Below are 17,932 nucleotides of genomic sequence, written 5' to 3' on the forward strand. Positions count from 1 at the left end.
GTTTGGGCGGTGCCCGTTGATTTGTTCCCAGCAAAGTTTGATGAATTTGAGTACGCGTATTTGATGCGGCCATCAGGCGCATAGATCCAGAAAGCCATGTTTCGCACTGGACTGGTATCGGTGGCCACCCACTCAAACGTAGGTGTTTGTCCTGGGCGAAGAGTCTTTGCAGACTTCATGGAGACTGAAGTCAAAACAGGATCAACCGTATCTGTCTGAGTGGTAGCGGCGGGGAGAGCATGAGCTACCGCAGGCGGAGTCGCTCCTGCTAGTAAAGAAATAAACAACAACCCAGAAATTACTACCTTACCGATTTTTTTCAAGACTTCCCCATAATCACTAATTCTTAGGAGTGAAAAACTAGGAGAAACTTTACCCTAACTATTGCTATGGAAATGTTCGTGGATATCTTCGATGAATTTTTCATCAAAATCGGTCGGCAATTTCGTGCAAACTTCTGGTAGCCAACTTTTCAGAAGTCACGCCTAATGAGGTGTTGCATTCACATCCGACTCTGCCAGTGCAGGAACGCAGCATCCATCATCTCCAGACGCCACGGCAGCAGCGTGCCCTATGCCCGTCTTTGATGCTGCACATGCAACCAGATCCCGAGGACCCGTTCGGCCTCCGTCCTGTGTCGTGCCAAACGCCTTAGTAACCACCACGAAGACGCGAAAGCACTTCCTCCAAGCCTTCAGGAATCTGCGCAGCGAACGTCACCACTTGCCCGTTGACCAGTACTTTCGCTGACCTGGCGGCTTTCAGATCAGTGACCAACCTCTTCAGCGGCAGCCCTGTCAGTTCCTGCAAATGCCGGCCGATAGCTAACGCCGCGAACACCACAGTCAAATGCGCGTCGATGGAATCCTTCTCACGGTGGAAGATCGGCCTGGCCCGCAGATCCGATTTCGTCATCCTGAACGACGCCTCCACCTGCCACAGGTCATGATACGCACCGATCACCTGCGTGGCAGGCACCGATTCGATCGGCAGGTTCGTCACGTAACCCTCCAAGCCAGCCAACATCCTGGCCCGCTCAATGACCTTCTCATCCAGTTCTTTATCGGCCCCAGTCACCTTCAAGAACCGCACCTTCTTCAACGGCGATTTCCCTTCGGCCACCGCCAGGGCTTTGCGTTCCATGAGGTTGATATTCCGGTTATCCCTCGCGAACCGCTTGGCCGACCACTGATACACCACTCTGCGTTCCCGCCCGTTCTTCCCGGTACCCATGACCTGGGTGGATTCAAGAACCTGGCCGTTGGTGAACCGGTTGCCCTTGGTATCGAAATGCTCCTGCAGGTCGTAGGGCGCCGTAGTCAGCCGGGATCCGACGATGAACCTGAACCCCGCGTCCTCAATCGCATTTAGATTATTGGCCGAAAGCATGCCCGCGTCAGCGACGACCACCAAGTCGGTGAGGCCGTGGCGTTCCTGGAACGCTTCCAGGACGGGGATAATCGTGGTGGTTTCGGCCTTGTTGCCTTCGAACATATGCAGCTCCAAAGGGAAACAAGACGGGTCAACCAGCAATCCCACTTGGATTTGCGGGTCGACGCGGCGTTCTTTGCTCATGCCGACCTTGCGTAGCTTGTCCTCGTCTTTCGCCTCGAAATGCAGCGTGGTCACGTCATACATCACCAAGGAGGCCAAGCCCGCGGTGGCCGACCGGTAGGCGACCCTGGCCTTGGCCAGCTGATCGCGGTAGTCCTTCTCGATGCAGGCACCCAGGCTGCGGAACAGGGTCCGCAAGGACGGGTGAGGTGCATCAATGTGTTTGAGGACACGAACGGTATCTGCTTATGAGGTCGGTTCGATCAGCCTGGCCAGGACCATGGCCTTGAACGCTGTGTCATCCAGGATGTTGAATCCCAGTCGGTCGTAGGCGGCCTCAAGAATTTCCCAGAGTTCCGTAGCTGGGGATGCGATGACTCTCGCGTCAGCGTCGACCGGCGCGCTGCGTGGCCGCCCGACGGCTCCTGCTTCCACGGGCAACTTTTGAACGGTCCAGTTCGGGACATCATCCATGGCCGCAGGTTGTTGCTCGATGCTGAAATCGAGGGTGCCCTGGCCAGGCAACAGGCGTTCTTTCGCAGTAGCAAGCAGGACCGCGAGGTCTTGGTCGGTGTTGGCGGAGCCGAGGTGTTCAATGCCGGTGACGGTTCTGCCGTTCTTCTCCACGATTTGCACTGCAATCGCGCCGCAAGCGGTGCGAACCTTGCGTATATATCGTGATCCCATGCTCTTCAGCGTACAGAAACACCTATTTTTAGTAACCACATCGCGCCTGCGCGTTCCCTAAAGTTACAGGTCAAAACCCATATCTATTTTCAGTTCTCAAAACATGGCACGAAACAGGTCCGTGGAATAGGTCTGGTACCTCGGCGTCCGATCATAGGTTCCGGCGAACTCCACCAGCGAGGCTAGGCGCGCCCGCCAGCCCTCATCGAGCTGCCGCTGATGCGCATCGATGCTCCAACCGGTGAGGTCTTCCAGCAGGACGATCTTCGAGAGAGACAGCGAATTGCTGCGGTGGGCCCGTCGCTGCTCGAGCAGCCACCGGTGCAACTGGAGCTCTGCTTCATCCCCATCATGGCGTGGAAGCCGGTCTCGGGTCTTCTAGTACTCCAGGACCTCAGCCAGTCTCTTGCGTCAGCGAACCGTCGGGCGGTCCACTCCCCTAGCGGCCAATGCTGCTTCATGCTTGGCATGAGTACCGGGTTCATACCTTTCCCGTGCCTGGAAATGCGCGTGGATGGTGGTGACCCCCTTGTGGCAGCGGTCGGCGATTTCGCGGGCCGTCAGTCCGGCTGCATACATCATGTCCCATTCGGGATGCATAGACCCTTCCCAACCCGCCATAAAGATAAAGATACTTCAGAGATTCGTAGTACCGAAGAGAGCCTCCGGGATACAGAACTACCCAGACAATTACTTCAGATCCGCCTCTATCAGCATCCAGTGACTATCGGATACCTGAAAAATAAACTTTGTGCGTGTCGCGAGTCGATTAACTTGGTTGCGCAACCATAGGATGTTTATATGAAGAATCCGCATGGCCGCGCTTATGGCACCATGAAACACCCTACGCCGATGGGGTGGAAGGTCGAGCGCGAAAATAAAGAGCATTTCGCGGATCTTGCGAAGAAAGCTGGCATGTCAGCCGCCGCATTCTTCGACCTCATGGTGGAGACCTTGGAATATGACGACCGAGGACTTCCAACATGGGTTCCCCAAAACGATAGCAAGGAAGGCCACCTGCCTATCGACTAAGCCTTAAACAGAAAAGCCCGCGCAATGCGCGGGACTGAAATTCTGAATCCGATCTGTGTAGCTCGCCAAAGTTCCCAGATCGAGATTTACCACGAAGCTTCCGGTTACCAAGCCGGATGCTCCCCTTCCTTTACCCTCCAAAGAGAAAAGGACTTATGTGTCTATAGTAGCGCCTCCGCGCGCCCAATCAAGCACCAGCACCAAAGAAACGCCGCAAAACACCGCGATCCACACCACAAAACCACGCTGGTGCACCCGCCCCACCGACGGGCGCATCGCCGCAATCCTCGCCCACACCACCAAAGGACACCGTCCTTTCACCAAAGCTGAAACCCCCCAAACCTTCAGCGCCAAAGGCAAGACGCAGTTCAACGCGGGCAAAGAAGCCCTCGCCACCAAACACGCCCGCACCCCCGCACCCCTGCACATCAAGCGGGTCTCGCGCGCCCAGGAAACCTCCCCCCGCGCCATCAACTGGGCCATCCCCAACGGCAGCAAGAAAATCGACCACACCGCCCAAGCCTGGCGCGCCACACGCACCCTCGACGCCCTGCTCGAACGCCGCAAAGACTGCAAACGCAACATCCTCGCCGTGCTCTGGGTCCTCCTTCGCTACACCGACCACGACAGCATGACGGTGCGCATCACCTGGGACACCATCGCCACCAAAGCACGCGTATCCCGCGCCACCGTAGGAAACGCCCTACGCTTCCTGCGCACCCACGGCATCCTCGGCATCGTCGCCTCCGGCCGCAGCGCACAATACGCCGCCAAAGCCGGCCAACCAGCTACCAACGAAGCCCCCGTCTACGTCATCTGCCGCCCTATCGGCCTCGGACTACGCCACCAAGACGCCGAAGACACCACCGCTACCCGACCAACCCACCAAACCCCCAACAACACTGCCTGTGGAAATAACTTAGAACCCCTCCCCGTAGGGGGGTTAACCACTTACGAAGTAAGTTCCTACACGCGCACGCGCGAAGAAAACACTCACAATGAGCCGCTACGCGGCACAATCAACCCAAGGCACGGCTCCGCCGTGCGAACTCACCAAGCCGATCATCGACCAGTCGAACTGTGGCCAGCTCACAGAACGATCAGCTCTAGAGGACAGGGGCTATCGGCTGCCGCTGAAATCTTGCGTCGGATGCCAGATTTTGCCCGTTTTTCCAAGAAAAACGTGCTCAACATGTTCAAACCCTTCTTCTCCAACGGATGGACAATCTCAGATATCCAACACGCCCTCGAATGGCGCACCACACCAGGACTGCACGGCAAGGAAGCCTGGGGAGCACTACCCCAGCACAACCGTGAAACTCAGTCCTACATCGACTACTGCCGGATCTTGCGCGCAGCGATCCTGCACCGCATGAACCAATGGCGCACCGCCACCGGAGAAATCACGCTCAGCCGATCCCAGCGAGCAGCAGCAGCCAGCAACCACGCACGCGCCGCCGCCCGAGCCGCAACCGAACGCCGCGCCAAACAAGCCGCGCAGCGCCCGCAACTGCGCAGCACCGCTTCCCGCGGCGCCGCAGCCGCACGCGCAGCCCTGGCTGCCGCACGCCGAACCGGGGCATGTTCCTAGCCTCCTGCCCACATGGGCACGAAAAAAGCCCTCTCGCTCCGCTGCTTTTTCGCACACATGATGGACTGCAGGAACCAAACGACCGACCGCACACAAGCCACACGTTTAGTACTCGAGTTAACACAGGGGTCTTGGTAGTAATGGGGACGGATTGAGCGCTAAGCCTGCATAGGCCCTTTGTCGGTGGGGCGCCGTCTGATGCTTTCTTTGTTGAGGTGGCCGTAGATCGTGGAGCGCGGGACCTGGAGCAGGTCGGCGATCCGTTGGACGGTATGGTCCCCGGCGTCGTAGAGCTGCTGGGCGTGGCGGGCCTGGTCGGGCGTCAACTTCGGGCGTCTTCCCCCTGTTCGTCCGCGGGCGCGGGCAGCGGCGAGACCGTCGCGAGTATTTGCGACGATGAGCTCTCGTTGAAGTTCGGCAAGAACGGAGAGCATCCCGAACATCGCGCGCCCTTCCATGGTCGTGGTGTCGATGCCCTGCTCAAGAACGACCAGCCCCACGCCCCGTTCTCGTAAGTCCGCACCAAGCGTGACCAGATGGAGCACCGAACGCCCGAGCCTGTCCAGGCGAGTAATGACAAGCTGGTCGCCAACTCGGTTGGCAGAGGCAAGGGCCTTATCGAGCTCGGGCCGGCTGGCTTTGGCGCCGCTGGCATGGTCAATGTAGATATTATCTGGGGTGACCCCCGCACGCATGAGGGCGTCTACCTGATGGTCCGGGTTCTGGTCTGCGGTGGAAACACGCGCATATCCGATCAACATATGTCGATAATACCGGTGCCGCATGGTTTGACGACATTGATTTCCATCACGGGTTTCCGACATAGTTTCCGAGGCGTGTCACCGACAGGTTCGGGATGTCGTCAAATGACCGTTTCTCGACATGCTACGTCCGGCCGCAGTGTATCCCGGTTAGCACCCGCATCACCGGGCATTTTCCCGGGCACCGGGTATACAGGAATGCGCCCCTGCGGAAACACGCTGTCATTTCCCTAAGCCGACTGCACTGACTGTCCGAAGTCCTCTGCACTACGATTTCGCGTCCGCAAGGGGACCAGCTTGCGGGACAGCTTCAATCGACAGTCTAAACGGAGCCCGCCACTGAACACTTGCCATGGTACAATTGCAACTGTGAATTATTTATTCTTCGTCTACTGGGGCTAACACCAGTCTGCTCCTTGTGAGTTTTCCGAGGCTGCGGGCTGGTTTTTCATGCCATCGTCACCGACATTTCTGTCATGTGTGGCGTCCCAGCAGATCTGAGCGCATTTCCCGCTCCACATCACGCCCATCACTTCTAACCATGGGTGTTTTCTAACCGAGCGGTTGCGCCTCCCTTTCGGAGGAATAATGACCATCACAATTAGCTTGCCTGCACGCGCCCGCGCGCAGCTCATAGCTTCCACTATTCATGTTGTCCGTGGCGGGCGTAGGGTCCTGACCAACGTTGACCTCACCATCACACCAGGAACCCGAGTGGGGATCGTCGGCGAAAACGGCCGCGGAAAATCAACCCTGCTTCACGTCCTTGCCGAGATACTGGCACCTGACTCAGGCACAGTGCTACGCGTTGGCACGCTCGGCATCGCCGAACAAGAAATGCCCACCGATGACGGCCGCACGGTCGGGGATCTCATCACCGAGCAACTGGCCGATTCCCGCGCTGCGCTGCGCGCATTTGATCTTGGCGCAGAAGCCTTGGCGGCCCAGTCACCAGGAGCGGAGGAGATATTCACCGAAGCCCTGAATGCGGCCGAGACGCTTGATGCCTGGGACGCGGATCGCCGGGTTGACGTCGCTCTCGAAGCTCTGGGTGCCGTCACCGACAGAGAGAAACTGCTGTCTGAACTATCTGTGGGTCAGCGCTATCGCGTCAGGCTTGCCTGCCTATTGGGCGCTGAACATGATTTCCTTCTCCTGGACGAACCGACGAACCACCTCGATCAGCAGGGGCTGGACTATCTCACCGAGCAGCTGCGTGGTAGCCCAGGAGGAATCGTCGTCGTGAGCCACGACCGGGCACTCCTGACAGATGTTGCAACCCACATCTTGGATCTTGACCCGAGCCGAGACGGGATTCCGCGCCTCTACGGCGGAGGGTATTTGGGGTACAAGGAAGGACGCGCAGCAGAGCGTGAACGGTGGGTCGATGAATACGAACAGCAACAAGCCGAACATTCCCGACTGACCCAAGACCTGGCAACCGCTCAGAACCGGCTCGTGTCGGGATGGCGACCGCCCAAGGGAACAGGGAAACACCAGCGGCAAACCCGTGCCCCAGGTCTTGTTCGTTCGGTGCACAGACGGCGCGATGACCTTGAAAATCACAGAATCACTGCTCCCGAGCCACCGCTTGAATTTCGAATGCCCGAACTTTCCGCGCGGCCTGGTGTCACACTGATCCAGGCGGTGGAAGTCGCAGTCGATGGGCGGATGCCCTCAGTGACGACGCTTTTCCTCGAGTCGGGCAGCAAGTTTGTGGTCTCCGGGCCGAACGGTGCCGGAAAATCAACCTTCCTTAACGTGTTGGCCGGAACCCTCGCACCTTCTACCGGAGAAATCCATCATGCCCGTGGAGCAAGAATCGCATACCTTGCCCAGGAATCTCCTACCGCAACGACATTGCGGGCACGCGACGCATTCAACGCCCACCTCGGCACCTTGACCAGCGCCGGAACGCTCAAAGAAGGCGAAATGATTTCCCTCAAGTCGCTCGGGATTCTATCCTCGGCCGATCTTAACCGTCCCGTGCGGGAGCTATCCATGGGCCAACAGCGCCGTCTCGATCTTGCGATGGCACTGGCAACCAAACCTCATGTGCTGTTGCTCGATGAACCCAGTAACCACCTGTCCATATCCCTTGTTGATGAACTCACCGAGGGGCTACACCTGACGAAGGCCGCCGTAATAGTAGCGACCCACGACCGTCAACTTCGCCGCGACCTTGCAAGCTGGCAGCACATCAACTTGGCAAACCCCAAAGAAAACTGGTCTGGAAGCTCAACATTCGAAGGGCGCACCTCATGAATACGTCACCACATCACAAACCCGCTTCTGCATCAAAATGGCGGGCCTTGGCCCCGCTTCATCATCGTGACTACCGCCTACTACTAGGCGCGGTGGGTCTATCACTTTTCGGAACCGGCATGTGGACCATCGTGATGGTTTTCCAGGTACTCTCGATCGACAACTCACCCACGGCACTATCAATGGTCGCGGCCTGCCTCAGCGGCGGCCTCTTCGCCTTCGCTCTGGTCGGAGGTGTCACCGCCGACCGCTTCTCGAAACGGACCATCATCATCTCGGTCCAGGCAACGAACTTGGCTGCCGTGGCAATGGTGACCCTTATGGCGTTCAGTGGAGGTATCCAGCTTTGGCACATGGCCCTTGCCTCAGCAATGCTCGGGGCTGGGAGCGCGTTCTTCTACCCGGCCTACAGTGCTTTCCTGCCCACCATTTTGCCCCCGGATGAACTCTTGGCGGCCAACGGTTTGGAAGGTGCACTCAGACCCACTATGGGGCAAGGAATCGGGCCGGCGATCGGAGGAATGATCGTGGGAGCATTTCTTCCGATGCACGGCGCGTTGGTCGTCGCCGCACTCTATGCGATAGCACTGAGCCTGGTGGTCTTCATACGTCCAGACCCGAGAGGCCCCAAAGAACTAGATCGAGCCGCAGCGTCACAAGGTATCTTTGCGGATCTGGGTGAAGGTATTTCCTTTACGGTGAAAACGAGATGGCTGCTTTGGACACTCATCTTTGCGTGCCTCATGACATTGATCATCATGGGGCCGATAGAAGTGCTCATTCCCTTCATTGCACGAGACAACTTCGGCAATGGCGAGCAGGTTTTTGGGTTTCTCCTCACTGCGTTCGGGATGGGAGGGGCGGTTGGATCGCTGGTTGTTTCTTCCCTGCGAATGCCACGCCGCTACCTGAGTGTCATGGTGCTTGGCTGGGGTGCCGGGACCATCCCACTAGCATTCCTGGGTATCACTACATCGTTCTGGGTGATGGCAGCTGCCCTGTTCATTGTCGGATTCAGCTCAGGGGCAGGAATGGTCATCTGGGGCACGCTTCTGCAACAGCGGGTTCCGATAAACATGATTGGCCGCGTCGCAAGCCTGGACTTTTTCATTTCGATCGCGCTGATGCCACTTTCGATTGCCCTGGTCGGCCCCATCGCAATGGTGGTGCCCGCAACCGTCATCTTCGCCGTAGCAGGGACAACACCGGTATTGATCGCGGTCCTTGCCGTACTCGCCGGGAGAATGCGACGAGACGAAATGAAGCATCCTCTCAATGCCACCACTGAGAGCCAAGACCCCATCGAGTTGATACGTCAGGAACACGAATAACCCCCTCACAGGTGCAAATGTTCATCACCTGGGCGTGGGAGTCCGCTAAGGATGCTTCCACGCCCACGAGGGGCAGGCAGGAGGCAATCCCGCAGCAGCGTTCCCGCTGCCACAAGTCCAGAACTCACGAGCACGCTGCCAAGAATTGAATGTTCCAAATCGCGGTGAACCGCGCACAGACAGGTTCGCCAAAAGGAGCTGTCCCAGTAGACGTTCCTTGGGTTCTTGCGGGACTGGTTACGTTCAGAGCAGCGTGGTCCATACCAGTATCAGACCCGCTACCTATGGTTCAGTCAGCGCTATCAGGGGAGATACGCAGGGGGCGAAGCCCGCTTGGTGTGGTGGTGGTGAAGGCATAGCGACCGAGCATGTTGACGTGTTGATCGCCGAGCGGGGACAACCGGACGATATCGGCGTCATCCACGAGGTTGCCGTCCTCGCGCAGTGCATTGATGGAGGCATCTGTGTAGCGGGTGTTCCAGAGCACGATGGCGTTCAGGACCAAGCCAAGTGCACCGAGCTGGTCCTCCTGGCCCTCGCGGTAGCGCTGGTAGATCTGCCCGCGCCGCCCGTGGAAGATGGCGCGTGCCAGACGGTGGCGTGATTCCTGGACGGTCTGCTGCGTATGGGTCGTTCGCCGGTATGTTTCCTCGAGTGGGTCGATGAGGGCGAGCAGGTGGATGGTCTTGTCGATGCGCCCGTATTCGGTGATCGCGGCACCGAGTGGGGACGGGCTGCCGTCACGGGAGAGCATGCGTAGCAAGTCGTAGGCGCGCACCGTCCCTGTCGCCAGAGACGCAGCGACGCGGGTCATGTCATCCCAGTGTGCGGCGATCCTGGCTAAGTTGATCCGGTTGCGGGCGACATCGTTCAGCGACCCGTAATCGGAGTCCGTGGTGCCACGCGGGGTTGCGCGCCAGAGGCGTTGGTCGGACAGATTGGCGATCCGTGGCGAGAACCGGTAGCCCAGCAGGGCGAAGATCCCGAAGACCATGTCGGAGTAGGAAGCTGTGTCCGAGGTGATCGTTTCCGGTCGGGGGCCGCCGTCGAGGTTCAATATCGTGTCCAGCACGTAGAGTGAATCACGCACGGTGCCGGGCACGACAGTGGCGCCGATGCCGGCCACCTGGTCGTTGACCGCGTTGAACCACGTCAGCCCGCGTCCACGGCCGAAATACTTCGGGTTCGGGGCAGCGTTAATCGTGCGTACCGGTACCACGAACCGCAGACCATCGACCGAGGCCAGCAGCCCACCGCCCCACACCTGAGCGACAGGGATCTCACCCTGGGCCTTGATCAAGGTCGCGTTCGCGGCGGCGTGAGTCTCGCTGCGCAGGTAGTTCGCATCCACGTGTCCAAGCCGAGCGCGCGTCAGAGACGGGTGGCCCTCGGCAACCACGGGTGTCAGGCCAACGTTGCAGGCCTCTGCAACCAGCAGCGCCGCAACCGAGCGCGGCAGATCATCCATACGGGCCCTGGACTGCCCGATGTGAGTGTAGGCGTCGAGGAACCCGGTCCAGGAATGAACCTCCAGCAGCAGCTCGGGAAGATCCACCCGTGGCAGCATCGAGGCGACCTGCCCACGGAGTTCACGCAGCGAGTCCGGGATCTCCAGGGCATCCAGACGGTCAACCTTCAAACGTGTGCGCCCGTCCGTACTTGAGGGTTCCACCCGTACTGAACCGTTTGGGCCCGCTTCCTCGAGGCTTGCCGTCAAGTTCTTCCAGGCCGTATCCAGTACCTCAACACGATCGTTCAGGTGTTCAGCAGCCGGCCCTTCCAGGCCCAAGCTGGTCAGCGCCCGATCACGTACCTGTTCCCACTGCTCACCGTCGAGCAGCTGGGCGCGTGGGTCGCCCCACCGGGTCGATGGTGTGGCAAACACGTCCCGACGGCGCAGGCAAACGCGTAGCTGCTCCAACACGCACAAAATCCATGCTTCCCGGTCAACTTCTACACCGTCGCGACCGAACACCGCCGCGCGCCAGGCAGCCGGTACCAAGGCCTCGGTAACGTCGTCCTTGTGGAGCTGCCGGCGGCCACGCAGGGCTTCCAATCCGGCCAGGGCATCAAGCACAGGCTGTCCCGTTGCCGTTGCCCGCAGTGGCAACACGGTAGCCAACAACCCCAGGAACGGGGCAACCGTCCGGTATCGGCGGGCCACCTGCACACGCATCGCGCCCTCCAGTCCCGAGGCATCCGGGATGAGAGCACCGACCGTGTCGGCGTACTGCGTGATCTGATCCCTTGCGGCGACCTTCTCCAGCCGCGCCCATACCCTCGCTATATCCACTTGCTCGCCCGCTTCCTCCAGCAGACAGACCAATTCACGGCCGACACGGGCAAGAACAGCCGAGGCCTTCTCCAGCTCCGGCAATGTCTCCAACCGTGCCGCGACCGCAGCCCTCTTCGAGGGCCCCAATACCTTCGACGACATCAGTGCATCGAACAAGTCCAACGCATCATCGACCGCCACCACTGACAACGCTTCCACTGTCGCAACCAACGTGGCCGTGCGGCGCGGCTCCGCCAACCGTCGCAGCGACTGAGCCTTTGCTTCCACCCCATACCGTGCCAGCGCCCGTAACCGCGATGCAGGAATTCCTGAAGTCTCCACCGCGCCAATCCCCAAGGCACTGACTTGCTCGACCCGCGCCAGGGCCTTGTTCAAGGCAGGCCCGGACAACCTCACAGGCCCTGCGCGTAACATTTCTAGCCTGGACCCATGGGCACCCTCATCAACGGCCAGCAATCCAATCAAACGTCCCGGCAACTCAGGATCCGCGACCATTGCTGCCCCAGCCAGTCGCTCGTACAGCTCCGACACTGCACGTTCACGAGCAGCCTGAACCGACTTCAGCAGTCTCGTCACGCCAGGAAGGAGTACCTGTTTCCGACGTAACCAAGCCACCGCATGGGCGAACAACGCCTTCGGCCCCTCACCATGCGTCCAGGCGCGCGAGTAAACGAACTCGCTCAGATCCTCGACCGCAGCTCCCGTAAAGTCCACGTAGCCATAGAGCCGGCGTATCTCCCGCGCATGAGCGTTCGGAGTCGCAACCCGCTCGGGATACCGCTTGATCACCGACGGATCAGCGATTCGGAGCTGTGTCGCCAAATATTCCACCACGGACCACGGAACATCCAGCGGATCCGACAGGAAAGCACCCAGAAACCGTACTGTCCCAACCTGAAGCGCGAAACCTAGCCGGTTATGGTCACCGCGGCGCTCAGCAATCCCTTCCAGGTCAGCCGCGTCGAGATAGAAGAACTGCTCCAGCTCCGCCTGAGATGGCTCGCCTACGAACCGCCCGAACACCACCGCTTGTTCCTCAGTCAAATATTGATCAGTAGACATACCACCACGCTACCTCGCGCCCTCGCAGGGCTTAGCGCTCAATCCGTCCCCGTTACTACCAACACCCCGCGACCCGCTCAAAATGACAGGTTGGCTCCACCACCACCTGCCAGACACGGCCGCCCCGCCGAATCTTCCAGGGCGCACCGGCCGGCGTAAAAACACGTCCACAAGTTCCTCAGGCATAACGAGCCTAGGCTACTCCCCCGCTCCGTCAGATAAACTCAAGCCCATAAAGGAATTTTGCTAGCTATTTTGAAAAATAGTTTGCGTGAATGCTAGCAAACTAGTAATCTTATGCTTAGGTAGAAAAATTGCAAGATAGCTTGCGATTTTACGATATTGCATGCAAAATAACTTGCGTGCAAATGATTAGGAGGCGAATGTGGCAACAACCATTGCACTCGTGCAAACCAAAGGCGGCGTAGGCAAGACGACCAGCGCCATCTATCTCGCCTGTGCACTCATTGTCCTGGGCTTCACTGTCGAGCTCTGGGATACCGACATGCAGGGTTCTGCCACTGAATGGGCTGAAGACGCTCAGGAGGCTGGAACTCCGCTGCCATTCCCGGTCGAGATTGTGAACATCGCTAAACTGAAGCGGCTTGCTGGCAAGAGCACCACGGATTTCGTCATCATCGACACTCCCCCAGGAGATCCGGCGACTATCGATGCCGCAATCAAGATTGCTGATGTGGTCATCATGCCAACAGAGCCAGCAGTCATGGATCTACGGCGACTGGTCGCCACGAACGCGAACTTGCCGGCCGACACCGCGCGGATTGCCCTTTTCACCAAGGTCAACGAACAAACGGTCGCACTCCGGGATAGCTTGGAATTCCTGGAAGACAGCGACCTGGCCCTGTTCGACACCCGAATCAAGCACCGCCAGGCATTCAAGACTATTCCAGGCGAAATTCCCACCGACCTGATGGGCTATGAAGAAGTGGCCAAGGAACTAATGGAGGCACTGTCATGAGCAGCCTTAAAGACAAGATGAAGCCAGCTGCGAAAACTTCAACCGAGAAGACTGCCTCGGTGAGCGAGAGCTTCAGGACCCCAGAATCAAATGAGCCGGAGATGAAGCCGCTCAACGTGCGGATACCAAAAGAGCTGCATACTCAGATCAAGCTCTACGCTGCGGCTAATGACATCAAGCAGCAGGTTCTCGTGGCACAAGCTCTCCAAGAATTCCTCGAGAAGCGTGCTTAAGCCGCCCGTGAGACAATAGATTCACTTCCTTTCCTTGGAAGCAAACCGAACCCGACCGCCTTCCTATGCGGTCGGGTTCGCCTTTTGGTGCCCGAAACCTGGTACCGGTTTTCCTTGCCCCGATGCCCGATTGTTGCACGTCTGAAAGCCCAGTCAAGGGCGCTGCGCGTCGCTACGCGATGGACTAGCGCCCACCCCTGACAGAACTTTCAGGCGTGCATTTTGGCATGTATCGGAACAAGGGGAACCCATGCAATCACGCGTAAAAGTTGCGTTGACCTGCTAAGCAAGTTTTCTAGGATGCTTGAAAGATAGCAAACATCTTTCAATAAAAACAGCAAACTAGCTTGCTAGCAAGATAGCAAACTGCTAGAATTGAAGTATCAACAGGGGATAGGAACCCATGCTGGAAAGACCAGCTCGGGCCTCAGTTGAGAACCAAGGAAAGGCAGTCACAATGACTAGCATCGAATTCGCCGGCCCGCAGTTGCCACTCGATGACTGCGCAGGAGACGGCTACGACTACATCGAAACCGCCGAGAAAGCAGGCTGGACGGTCATCTCGCAGTGGGGAGGTGAAGGCTACGACTTCGGCGCATGGCCCTACATCATCGGTTTCGCCCGACAAGCCCAGGATGTCAGCGGACAGCGCCACTTCGGATACGGCCTCTACGTTGAAGGCGACACCACCACCAAGTATTTCGACAACTTGGAAGCGTGCAAGGAAGCCATAGACCGCGACGCGCACTTCTTCTGGAAGACCGGACAGAGCGACGGCCCTGAAGGAGTCCCCGAGCAGTTCGAGAAGCTACCCGAAAAATATCGCGGACTACCCAACGACTAGCCAACCGCCCCGCCGAAAGGCGGGGCACCACGCCCCTGAAAGCAGATCACCAATGACTACCGTTGCCCCTTATGTCGTGCTGAACTGCCCAGTCACGGAAATTCTCGGATTCTATGACACGGAGGTAGAAGCCAGCGCAGCAGCGACAGCATTCGGACAATGCAGTTTTGCCTACAAGCTCAGTCCCCAAGAAATCACCGCCCTGGAAGCCCAGGCCTAGCACTAGGAAGAAAGCCATGAAATCGACTGTCACCGTCTACAGCAAGCCTTCTTGCGTCCAGTGCAACGCCACCTATAGGGCGCTAGACAAAAAGGGCATCAAGTACGAAACGATCGACATCAGCCAGAACGCAGAAGCGCTCGAATATGTCCGATCGTTGGGATACGGGCAAGCCCCTGTCGTGGTCACCGATCAAGATCACTGGTCAGGATTCCGGCCGGATAAGATCGACATTCCCTAATCGGGGTTTTCCTTGCCCCGATGCCCGATTGTTGCACGTCTGAAAGCCCAGTCAAGGGCGCTGCGCGTCGCTACGCGATGGACTAGCGCCCACCCCTGACAGAACTTTCAGGCGTGCATTTTGGCATGTATCGGAACAAGGGGAACCCATGCAATCACGCGTAAAAGTTGCGTTGACCTGCTAAGCAAGTTTTCTAGGATGCTTGAAAGATAGCAAACATCTTTCAACAAAAACAGCAAACTAGCTTGCTAGCAAGATAGCAAACTGCTAGAATTGAAGTATCAACAGGGGATAGGAACCCATGCTGGAAAGACCAGCTCGGGCCTCAGTTGAGAACCAAGGAAAGGCAGTCACCATGGCTACCATTAATGACAAGGTAGGGATTGCGAGCCTCGTGCGCGCAGCCCTGCACCTTGACCCCACCGATTCCATCGTGCTGGTACTCTGCGCCAACAGCTCGGTACTGGCCACCCTGCGCATCGACGCACACCCTGAGACCGAAGCTTCGGAGTTCGCCTCGTCAGTGATTCGGATTCTCGCCTCGATTAGCGAGCCGATCGATGCGACCATTCTGGTCAGCTACGAGGGCGACAAGGCTATGACGTTCGCCCAGTACGACGAACTGAGCCAGCGCCTTGACTCAGCAGGCGCACCCATCGCCAAGGCTGTTCTGGTCACCAACGGGCAGATCATGGACTACGACGGGGACAGTACCGACGCAGTGGATTACGCCGAGGTCTACACCAACCCGTTCACCCTCGAAGCTATGCTGGCCACCGGATCGCTTCGGCTGGCCGAGGATGCACCGCAGTGCACCGAAGCCACCGAGGCCACCATGGATGCCAAGGCTGAGCGCATCGCGCAGATGGCGGGGGAGGACTACCTGAGCATTCAAGCCCGGGGTATTACTGGCATCGCCCTTCAGCTCGGCAACGACATGATGCACCAGATCGCCCGCTACCTCGATCACGGGAAAGTCACCGAGGACATGGCCGGCTGGATCGCCGGAACCTACGCCCTGCGCATGGGACGCGACACCGCCACCGCAGCACTGGCCGGAACCGCCAGCACCGAGCAGGAGCTGGCCGAGCTGCTCATGGGAGATACGCTGATCGCTGATCGGAAGATCTTCGATGCCGGCGCAGCGATGCTCTACGAGGCGCTAGAGTTCCTGGCCGGCGATGACCGCCCTAACGTTTTGGCAGCGCTGGGATGGACTCGCTGGATGGCCGGACAGGGCACCGAAGCGATGAAGTTCTTGGATCAGGCACTAGCCATTGACCCGGAACACCGGCTCTCACACTTGCAACGGCGACTGTTCACCAGCGGGAAGCTACCGAAATCGGCCAGCACACCCGATAAGTAAATAACCGGCTAAGTGAGGGGCAACCAAGCCCCTCACTTAGCCATATCCCCAGCACACCAAGGACAATAAAACCTATGACTAGCGACCCCAGCATCTGGGAAAGAAACCTGCAAGCGGACACTGAGCGGTTGCAGAAATCGCGCGCGGCGGCCTCCGCCGCCAGCTCCCCCGGCCGCCGCGCTCAAACCTCACCCCCGGTACCGAACCCCTGGGACGTTTTCACTCACCAGAGCAAACCCTATCGAGTGATGCGGCTACAGCCCGGAGACTACCCAGGCCACCCCATCCAGCCACATCAAGCCGTAACCGCTCTCATTCATACGCCCACCGGAACCCCACAAATTCACGGACAGGCCACCGCCCGCACCCCGCACTTAGTGCACGTGGTCTGGGAGGACGAGAAAGGGGAGACCTACGGGACGTGGCTGCCGCACTTGTCGGTGACGTTCGATAATCTTCCTCCGTACCCCACCACCGAAGGACAGCAACCATGACTCGCAACGCCTCAGAGATTTTCGATGATCTCAAAGCCCTGGCCAACGAGCTGGAAGACCTCGCCGCTACCGGACGCATCACCATGAGCACCGACTCGTGGAACAAGGACTATCCCGACACGAAACAAGCCGTCGCCCAAGCCCTGGCAACGCTACAGGTCGCGATCAACGCGACCTGCTGGATGGAAACCCTACCCGAAGCCGAATCAACCGCGACGAAACCAGGGCATCGCGGTTAAGCCTCCTGCCCACCTGTGCACAGCAAAAGCCCAATCGCTGCGCTGCTTTTCCTGCACCCACGTGGACAGCAGGAACCAAACGACCTCCCGCACACAAGCCACAAGCTGCGGTACCTGAGTTCTCCTTCGACGGCGGATCGTGGCCCGTGCATGGCCTCTGATAAGCGAATATCACTTGCCAGGCCACGAGGAACACCTATCATGGGCACATCATCTTAAAGGAGTAAGACCACGTGGAGGTATCAGAGTTAACCCTTGGCGCTGCTGGGGTTCGTATGATGCTAACTGTGAGAAAGCTCTAACAATGACAGTTCGTGGCGAAAAAAGATCCTTGGGTCCATCGCAATCGTAACCTGTCGGAATTCATTATCAGAGATCTTCGCTACCGTAACTAGATTGTTTGCTTGGAGGACTTAGGATTATTCTATGGAGACATTTAAGCGTCAAAGGTATGTTGATTACCTAGTGAACGAACGTGGGTATGAAGCTCGCCTAACTCCGTGGGGAATCTATATCGAATATCCCAATTTTGACGATAATGGCACGGCGGTCGTCAAATGGAGGGTTACGGAAAATGAACTTGCCGGTTTGAACGGGATTAGAATGCCGCGAGGCTTTACCGGCGGCGAACAGTATGCGTTCTCGGAGTTGATAGCAGCTCTTCATACTTTCACTGGTTCACGGGGAACCATGTACGGGGCAAGTATGAGAATAGAAGCAGAAGACTGAGAAGGGGG

17 protein-coding genes and 1 pseudogene are annotated in these 17,932 nt (G+C 58.3%); 12 read left to right on the top strand and 6 right to left on the bottom strand.

The features are described from left to right. The 4 genes and pseudogenes from ACNPN0_RS05955 to ACNPN0_RS05970 all read right to left on the bottom strand — a co-directional run. The coding region (locus ACNPN0_RS05955) for a hypothetical protein (protein WP_448938855.1) at positions 1 to 323 on the bottom strand (323 nt) is incomplete at its 3' end. Between the two features lie 328 nt (positions 324 to 651). After that, a pseudogene (locus tag ACNPN0_RS05960) lies at positions 652 to 2,241 on the bottom strand (IS1634 family transposase). Positions 2,242 to 2,337: 96 nt separating this feature from the next. Further along, positions 2,338 to 2,568 carry a hypothetical protein gene (locus ACNPN0_RS05965; RefSeq protein WP_448938522.1) on the bottom strand — a complete coding sequence of 77 codons (231 nt, stop codon included), beginning with the start codon at positions 2,566 to 2,568 and terminating at the stop codon, positions 2,338 to 2,340. A gap of 84 nt (positions 2,569 to 2,652) precedes the next feature. After that, entirely contained in the window at positions 2,653 to 2,841 is a 189-nt protein-coding gene (locus tag ACNPN0_RS05970) for a hypothetical protein (protein WP_448938521.1), read from the bottom strand. Positions 2,842 to 3,042: 201 nt separating this feature from the next. On the opposite strand from ACNPN0_RS05970, the gene ACNPN0_RS05975 reads away from it, so the two are divergent. Together ACNPN0_RS05975 and ACNPN0_RS05980 are read left to right on the top strand one after the other, a co-directional pair. Beyond that, positions 3,043 to 3,273: a hypothetical protein gene (locus ACNPN0_RS05975; RefSeq protein ID WP_442347035.1), complete on the top strand. Its 231-nt coding sequence runs from the start codon at positions 3,043 to 3,045 to the stop codon at positions 3,271 to 3,273. Between the two features lie 157 nt (positions 3,274 to 3,430). Beyond that, positions 3,431 to 4,864 (top strand): hypothetical protein, encoded by a 1,434-nt coding sequence (locus tag ACNPN0_RS05980; RefSeq protein ID WP_448938520.1) that lies wholly within the window; start codon positions 3,431 to 3,433, stop codon positions 4,862 to 4,864. 158 nt (positions 4,865 to 5,022) lie between these two features. Here the strand turns inward: ACNPN0_RS05980 and ACNPN0_RS05985 are convergent, their stop codons facing one another. After that, the gene (locus ACNPN0_RS05985) at positions 5,023 to 5,625 is read right to left on the bottom strand and encodes a recombinase family protein (protein WP_448938519.1); all 603 of its coding nucleotides are present in this window, start codon (positions 5,623 to 5,625) and stop codon (positions 5,023 to 5,025) included. Positions 5,626 to 6,213: 588 nt separating this feature from the next. On the opposite strand from ACNPN0_RS05985, the gene ACNPN0_RS05990 reads away from it, so the two are divergent. Together ACNPN0_RS05990 and ACNPN0_RS05995 are read left to right on the top strand one after the other, a co-directional pair. Beyond that, complete coding sequence (locus ACNPN0_RS05990; protein ID WP_096253937.1) at positions 6,214 to 7,890, top strand: ABC-F family ATP-binding cassette domain-containing protein; 1,677 nt, start codon at positions 6,214 to 6,216, stop codon at positions 7,888 to 7,890. Further along, complete coding sequence (locus ACNPN0_RS05995; protein ID WP_448938518.1) at positions 7,887 to 9,221, top strand: MFS transporter; 1,335 nt, start codon at positions 7,887 to 7,889, stop codon at positions 9,219 to 9,221. The genes ACNPN0_RS05990 and ACNPN0_RS05995 overlap by 4 nt, the downstream gene beginning before the upstream one ends. Positions 9,222 to 9,510: 289 nt before the next feature. Here ACNPN0_RS05995 and ACNPN0_RS06000 read toward each other — a convergent pair whose 3' ends face one another. Then, positions 9,511 to 12,579: a Tn3 family transposase gene (locus ACNPN0_RS06000; protein ID WP_448938517.1), complete on the bottom strand. Its 3,069-nt coding sequence runs from the start codon at positions 12,577 to 12,579 to the stop codon at positions 9,511 to 9,513. Positions 12,580 to 12,964: 385 nt separating this feature from the next. On the opposite strand from ACNPN0_RS06000, the gene ACNPN0_RS06005 reads away from it, so the two are divergent. The 8 genes from ACNPN0_RS06005 (at position 12,965) to ACNPN0_RS06040 (ending at position 17,924) form a co-directional block, all read left to right on the top strand. Next, complete coding sequence (locus ACNPN0_RS06005; RefSeq protein ID WP_102599347.1) at positions 12,965 to 13,558, top strand: ParA family protein; 594 nt, start codon at positions 12,965 to 12,967, stop codon at positions 13,556 to 13,558. Continuing rightward, positions 13,555 to 13,791, top strand: a complete 237-nt coding sequence (locus tag ACNPN0_RS06010; protein WP_102599348.1) for a toxin-antitoxin system HicB family antitoxin — start codon at positions 13,555 to 13,557, stop codon at positions 13,789 to 13,791. The genes ACNPN0_RS06005 and ACNPN0_RS06010 overlap by 4 nt, the downstream gene beginning before the upstream one ends. Positions 13,792 to 14,248: 457 nt before the next feature. After that, positions 14,249 to 14,635 carry a hypothetical protein gene (locus ACNPN0_RS06015; RefSeq protein WP_102599349.1) on the top strand — a complete coding sequence of 129 codons (387 nt, stop codon included), beginning with the start codon at positions 14,249 to 14,251 and terminating at the stop codon, positions 14,633 to 14,635. Positions 14,636 to 14,687: 52 nt separating this feature from the next. Further along, positions 14,688 to 14,855, top strand: coding sequence for a hypothetical protein (locus tag ACNPN0_RS06020; RefSeq protein WP_180993171.1), 168 nt, complete (start codon positions 14,688 to 14,690; stop codon positions 14,853 to 14,855). Positions 14,856 to 14,871: 16 nt separating this feature from the next. Further along, positions 14,872 to 15,096: a glutaredoxin-like protein NrdH gene (gene nrdH, locus ACNPN0_RS06025; RefSeq protein WP_448938516.1), complete on the top strand. Its 225-nt coding sequence runs from the start codon at positions 14,872 to 14,874 to the stop codon at positions 15,094 to 15,096. 355 nt (positions 15,097 to 15,451) lie between these two features. After that, a complete protein-coding gene (locus tag ACNPN0_RS06030) occupies positions 15,452 to 16,462 on the top strand; it encodes a DUF4192 family protein (RefSeq protein WP_448938515.1) in 1,011 nt (336 codons plus the stop codon). A 490-nt stretch (positions 16,463 to 16,952) separates the two neighbouring features. After that, entirely contained in the window at positions 16,953 to 17,195 is a 243-nt protein-coding gene (locus tag ACNPN0_RS06035) for a hypothetical protein (RefSeq protein ID WP_013350250.1), read from the top strand. Positions 17,196 to 17,621: 426 nt separating this feature from the next. Beyond that, positions 17,622 to 17,924 carry a hypothetical protein gene (locus ACNPN0_RS06040; protein WP_013350251.1) on the top strand — a complete coding sequence of 101 codons (303 nt, stop codon included), beginning with the start codon at positions 17,622 to 17,624 and terminating at the stop codon, positions 17,922 to 17,924. Positions 17,925 to 17,932: the final 8 nt, after the last annotated feature.

The organism is Glutamicibacter sp. AGC84 (assembly GCF_053543575.1).

Coding starts and splice junctions, on each gene's coding strand:
- ACNPN0_RS05970 (WP_448938521.1), bottom strand. CDS start 2,841: ATGCATCCCGAATGGGACATGATGTATGCAGCCGGACTGACGGCCCGC.
- ACNPN0_RS05975 (WP_442347035.1), top strand. CDS start 3,043: ATGAAGAATCCGCATGGCCGCGCTTATGGCACCATGAAACACCCTACG.
- ACNPN0_RS05985 (WP_448938519.1), bottom strand. CDS start 5,625: ATGTTGATCGGATATGCGCGTGTTTCCACCGCAGACCAGAACCCGGAC.
- ACNPN0_RS05990 (WP_096253937.1), top strand. CDS start 6,214: ATGACCATCACAATTAGCTTGCCTGCACGCGCCCGCGCGCAGCTCATA.
- ACNPN0_RS05995 (WP_448938518.1), top strand. CDS start 7,887: ATGAATACGTCACCACATCACAAACCCGCTTCTGCATCAAAATGGCGG.
- ACNPN0_RS06000 (WP_448938517.1), bottom strand. CDS start 12,579: ATGTCTACTGATCAATATTTGACTGAGGAACAAGCGGTGGTGTTCGGG.
- ACNPN0_RS06010 (WP_102599348.1), top strand. CDS start 13,555: ATGAGCAGCCTTAAAGACAAGATGAAGCCAGCTGCGAAAACTTCAACC.
- ACNPN0_RS06015 (WP_102599349.1), top strand. CDS start 14,249: ATGACTAGCATCGAATTCGCCGGCCCGCAGTTGCCACTCGATGACTGC.
- ACNPN0_RS06020 (WP_180993171.1), top strand. CDS start 14,688: ATGACTACCGTTGCCCCTTATGTCGTGCTGAACTGCCCAGTCACGGAA.
- nrdH (WP_448938516.1), top strand. CDS start 14,872: ATGAAATCGACTGTCACCGTCTACAGCAAGCCTTCTTGCGTCCAGTGC.
- ACNPN0_RS06030 (WP_448938515.1), top strand. CDS start 15,452: ATGGCTACCATTAATGACAAGGTAGGGATTGCGAGCCTCGTGCGCGCA.
- ACNPN0_RS06035 (WP_013350250.1), top strand. CDS start 16,953: ATGACTCGCAACGCCTCAGAGATTTTCGATGATCTCAAAGCCCTGGCC.
- ACNPN0_RS06040 (WP_013350251.1), top strand. CDS start 17,622: ATGGAGACATTTAAGCGTCAAAGGTATGTTGATTACCTAGTGAACGAA.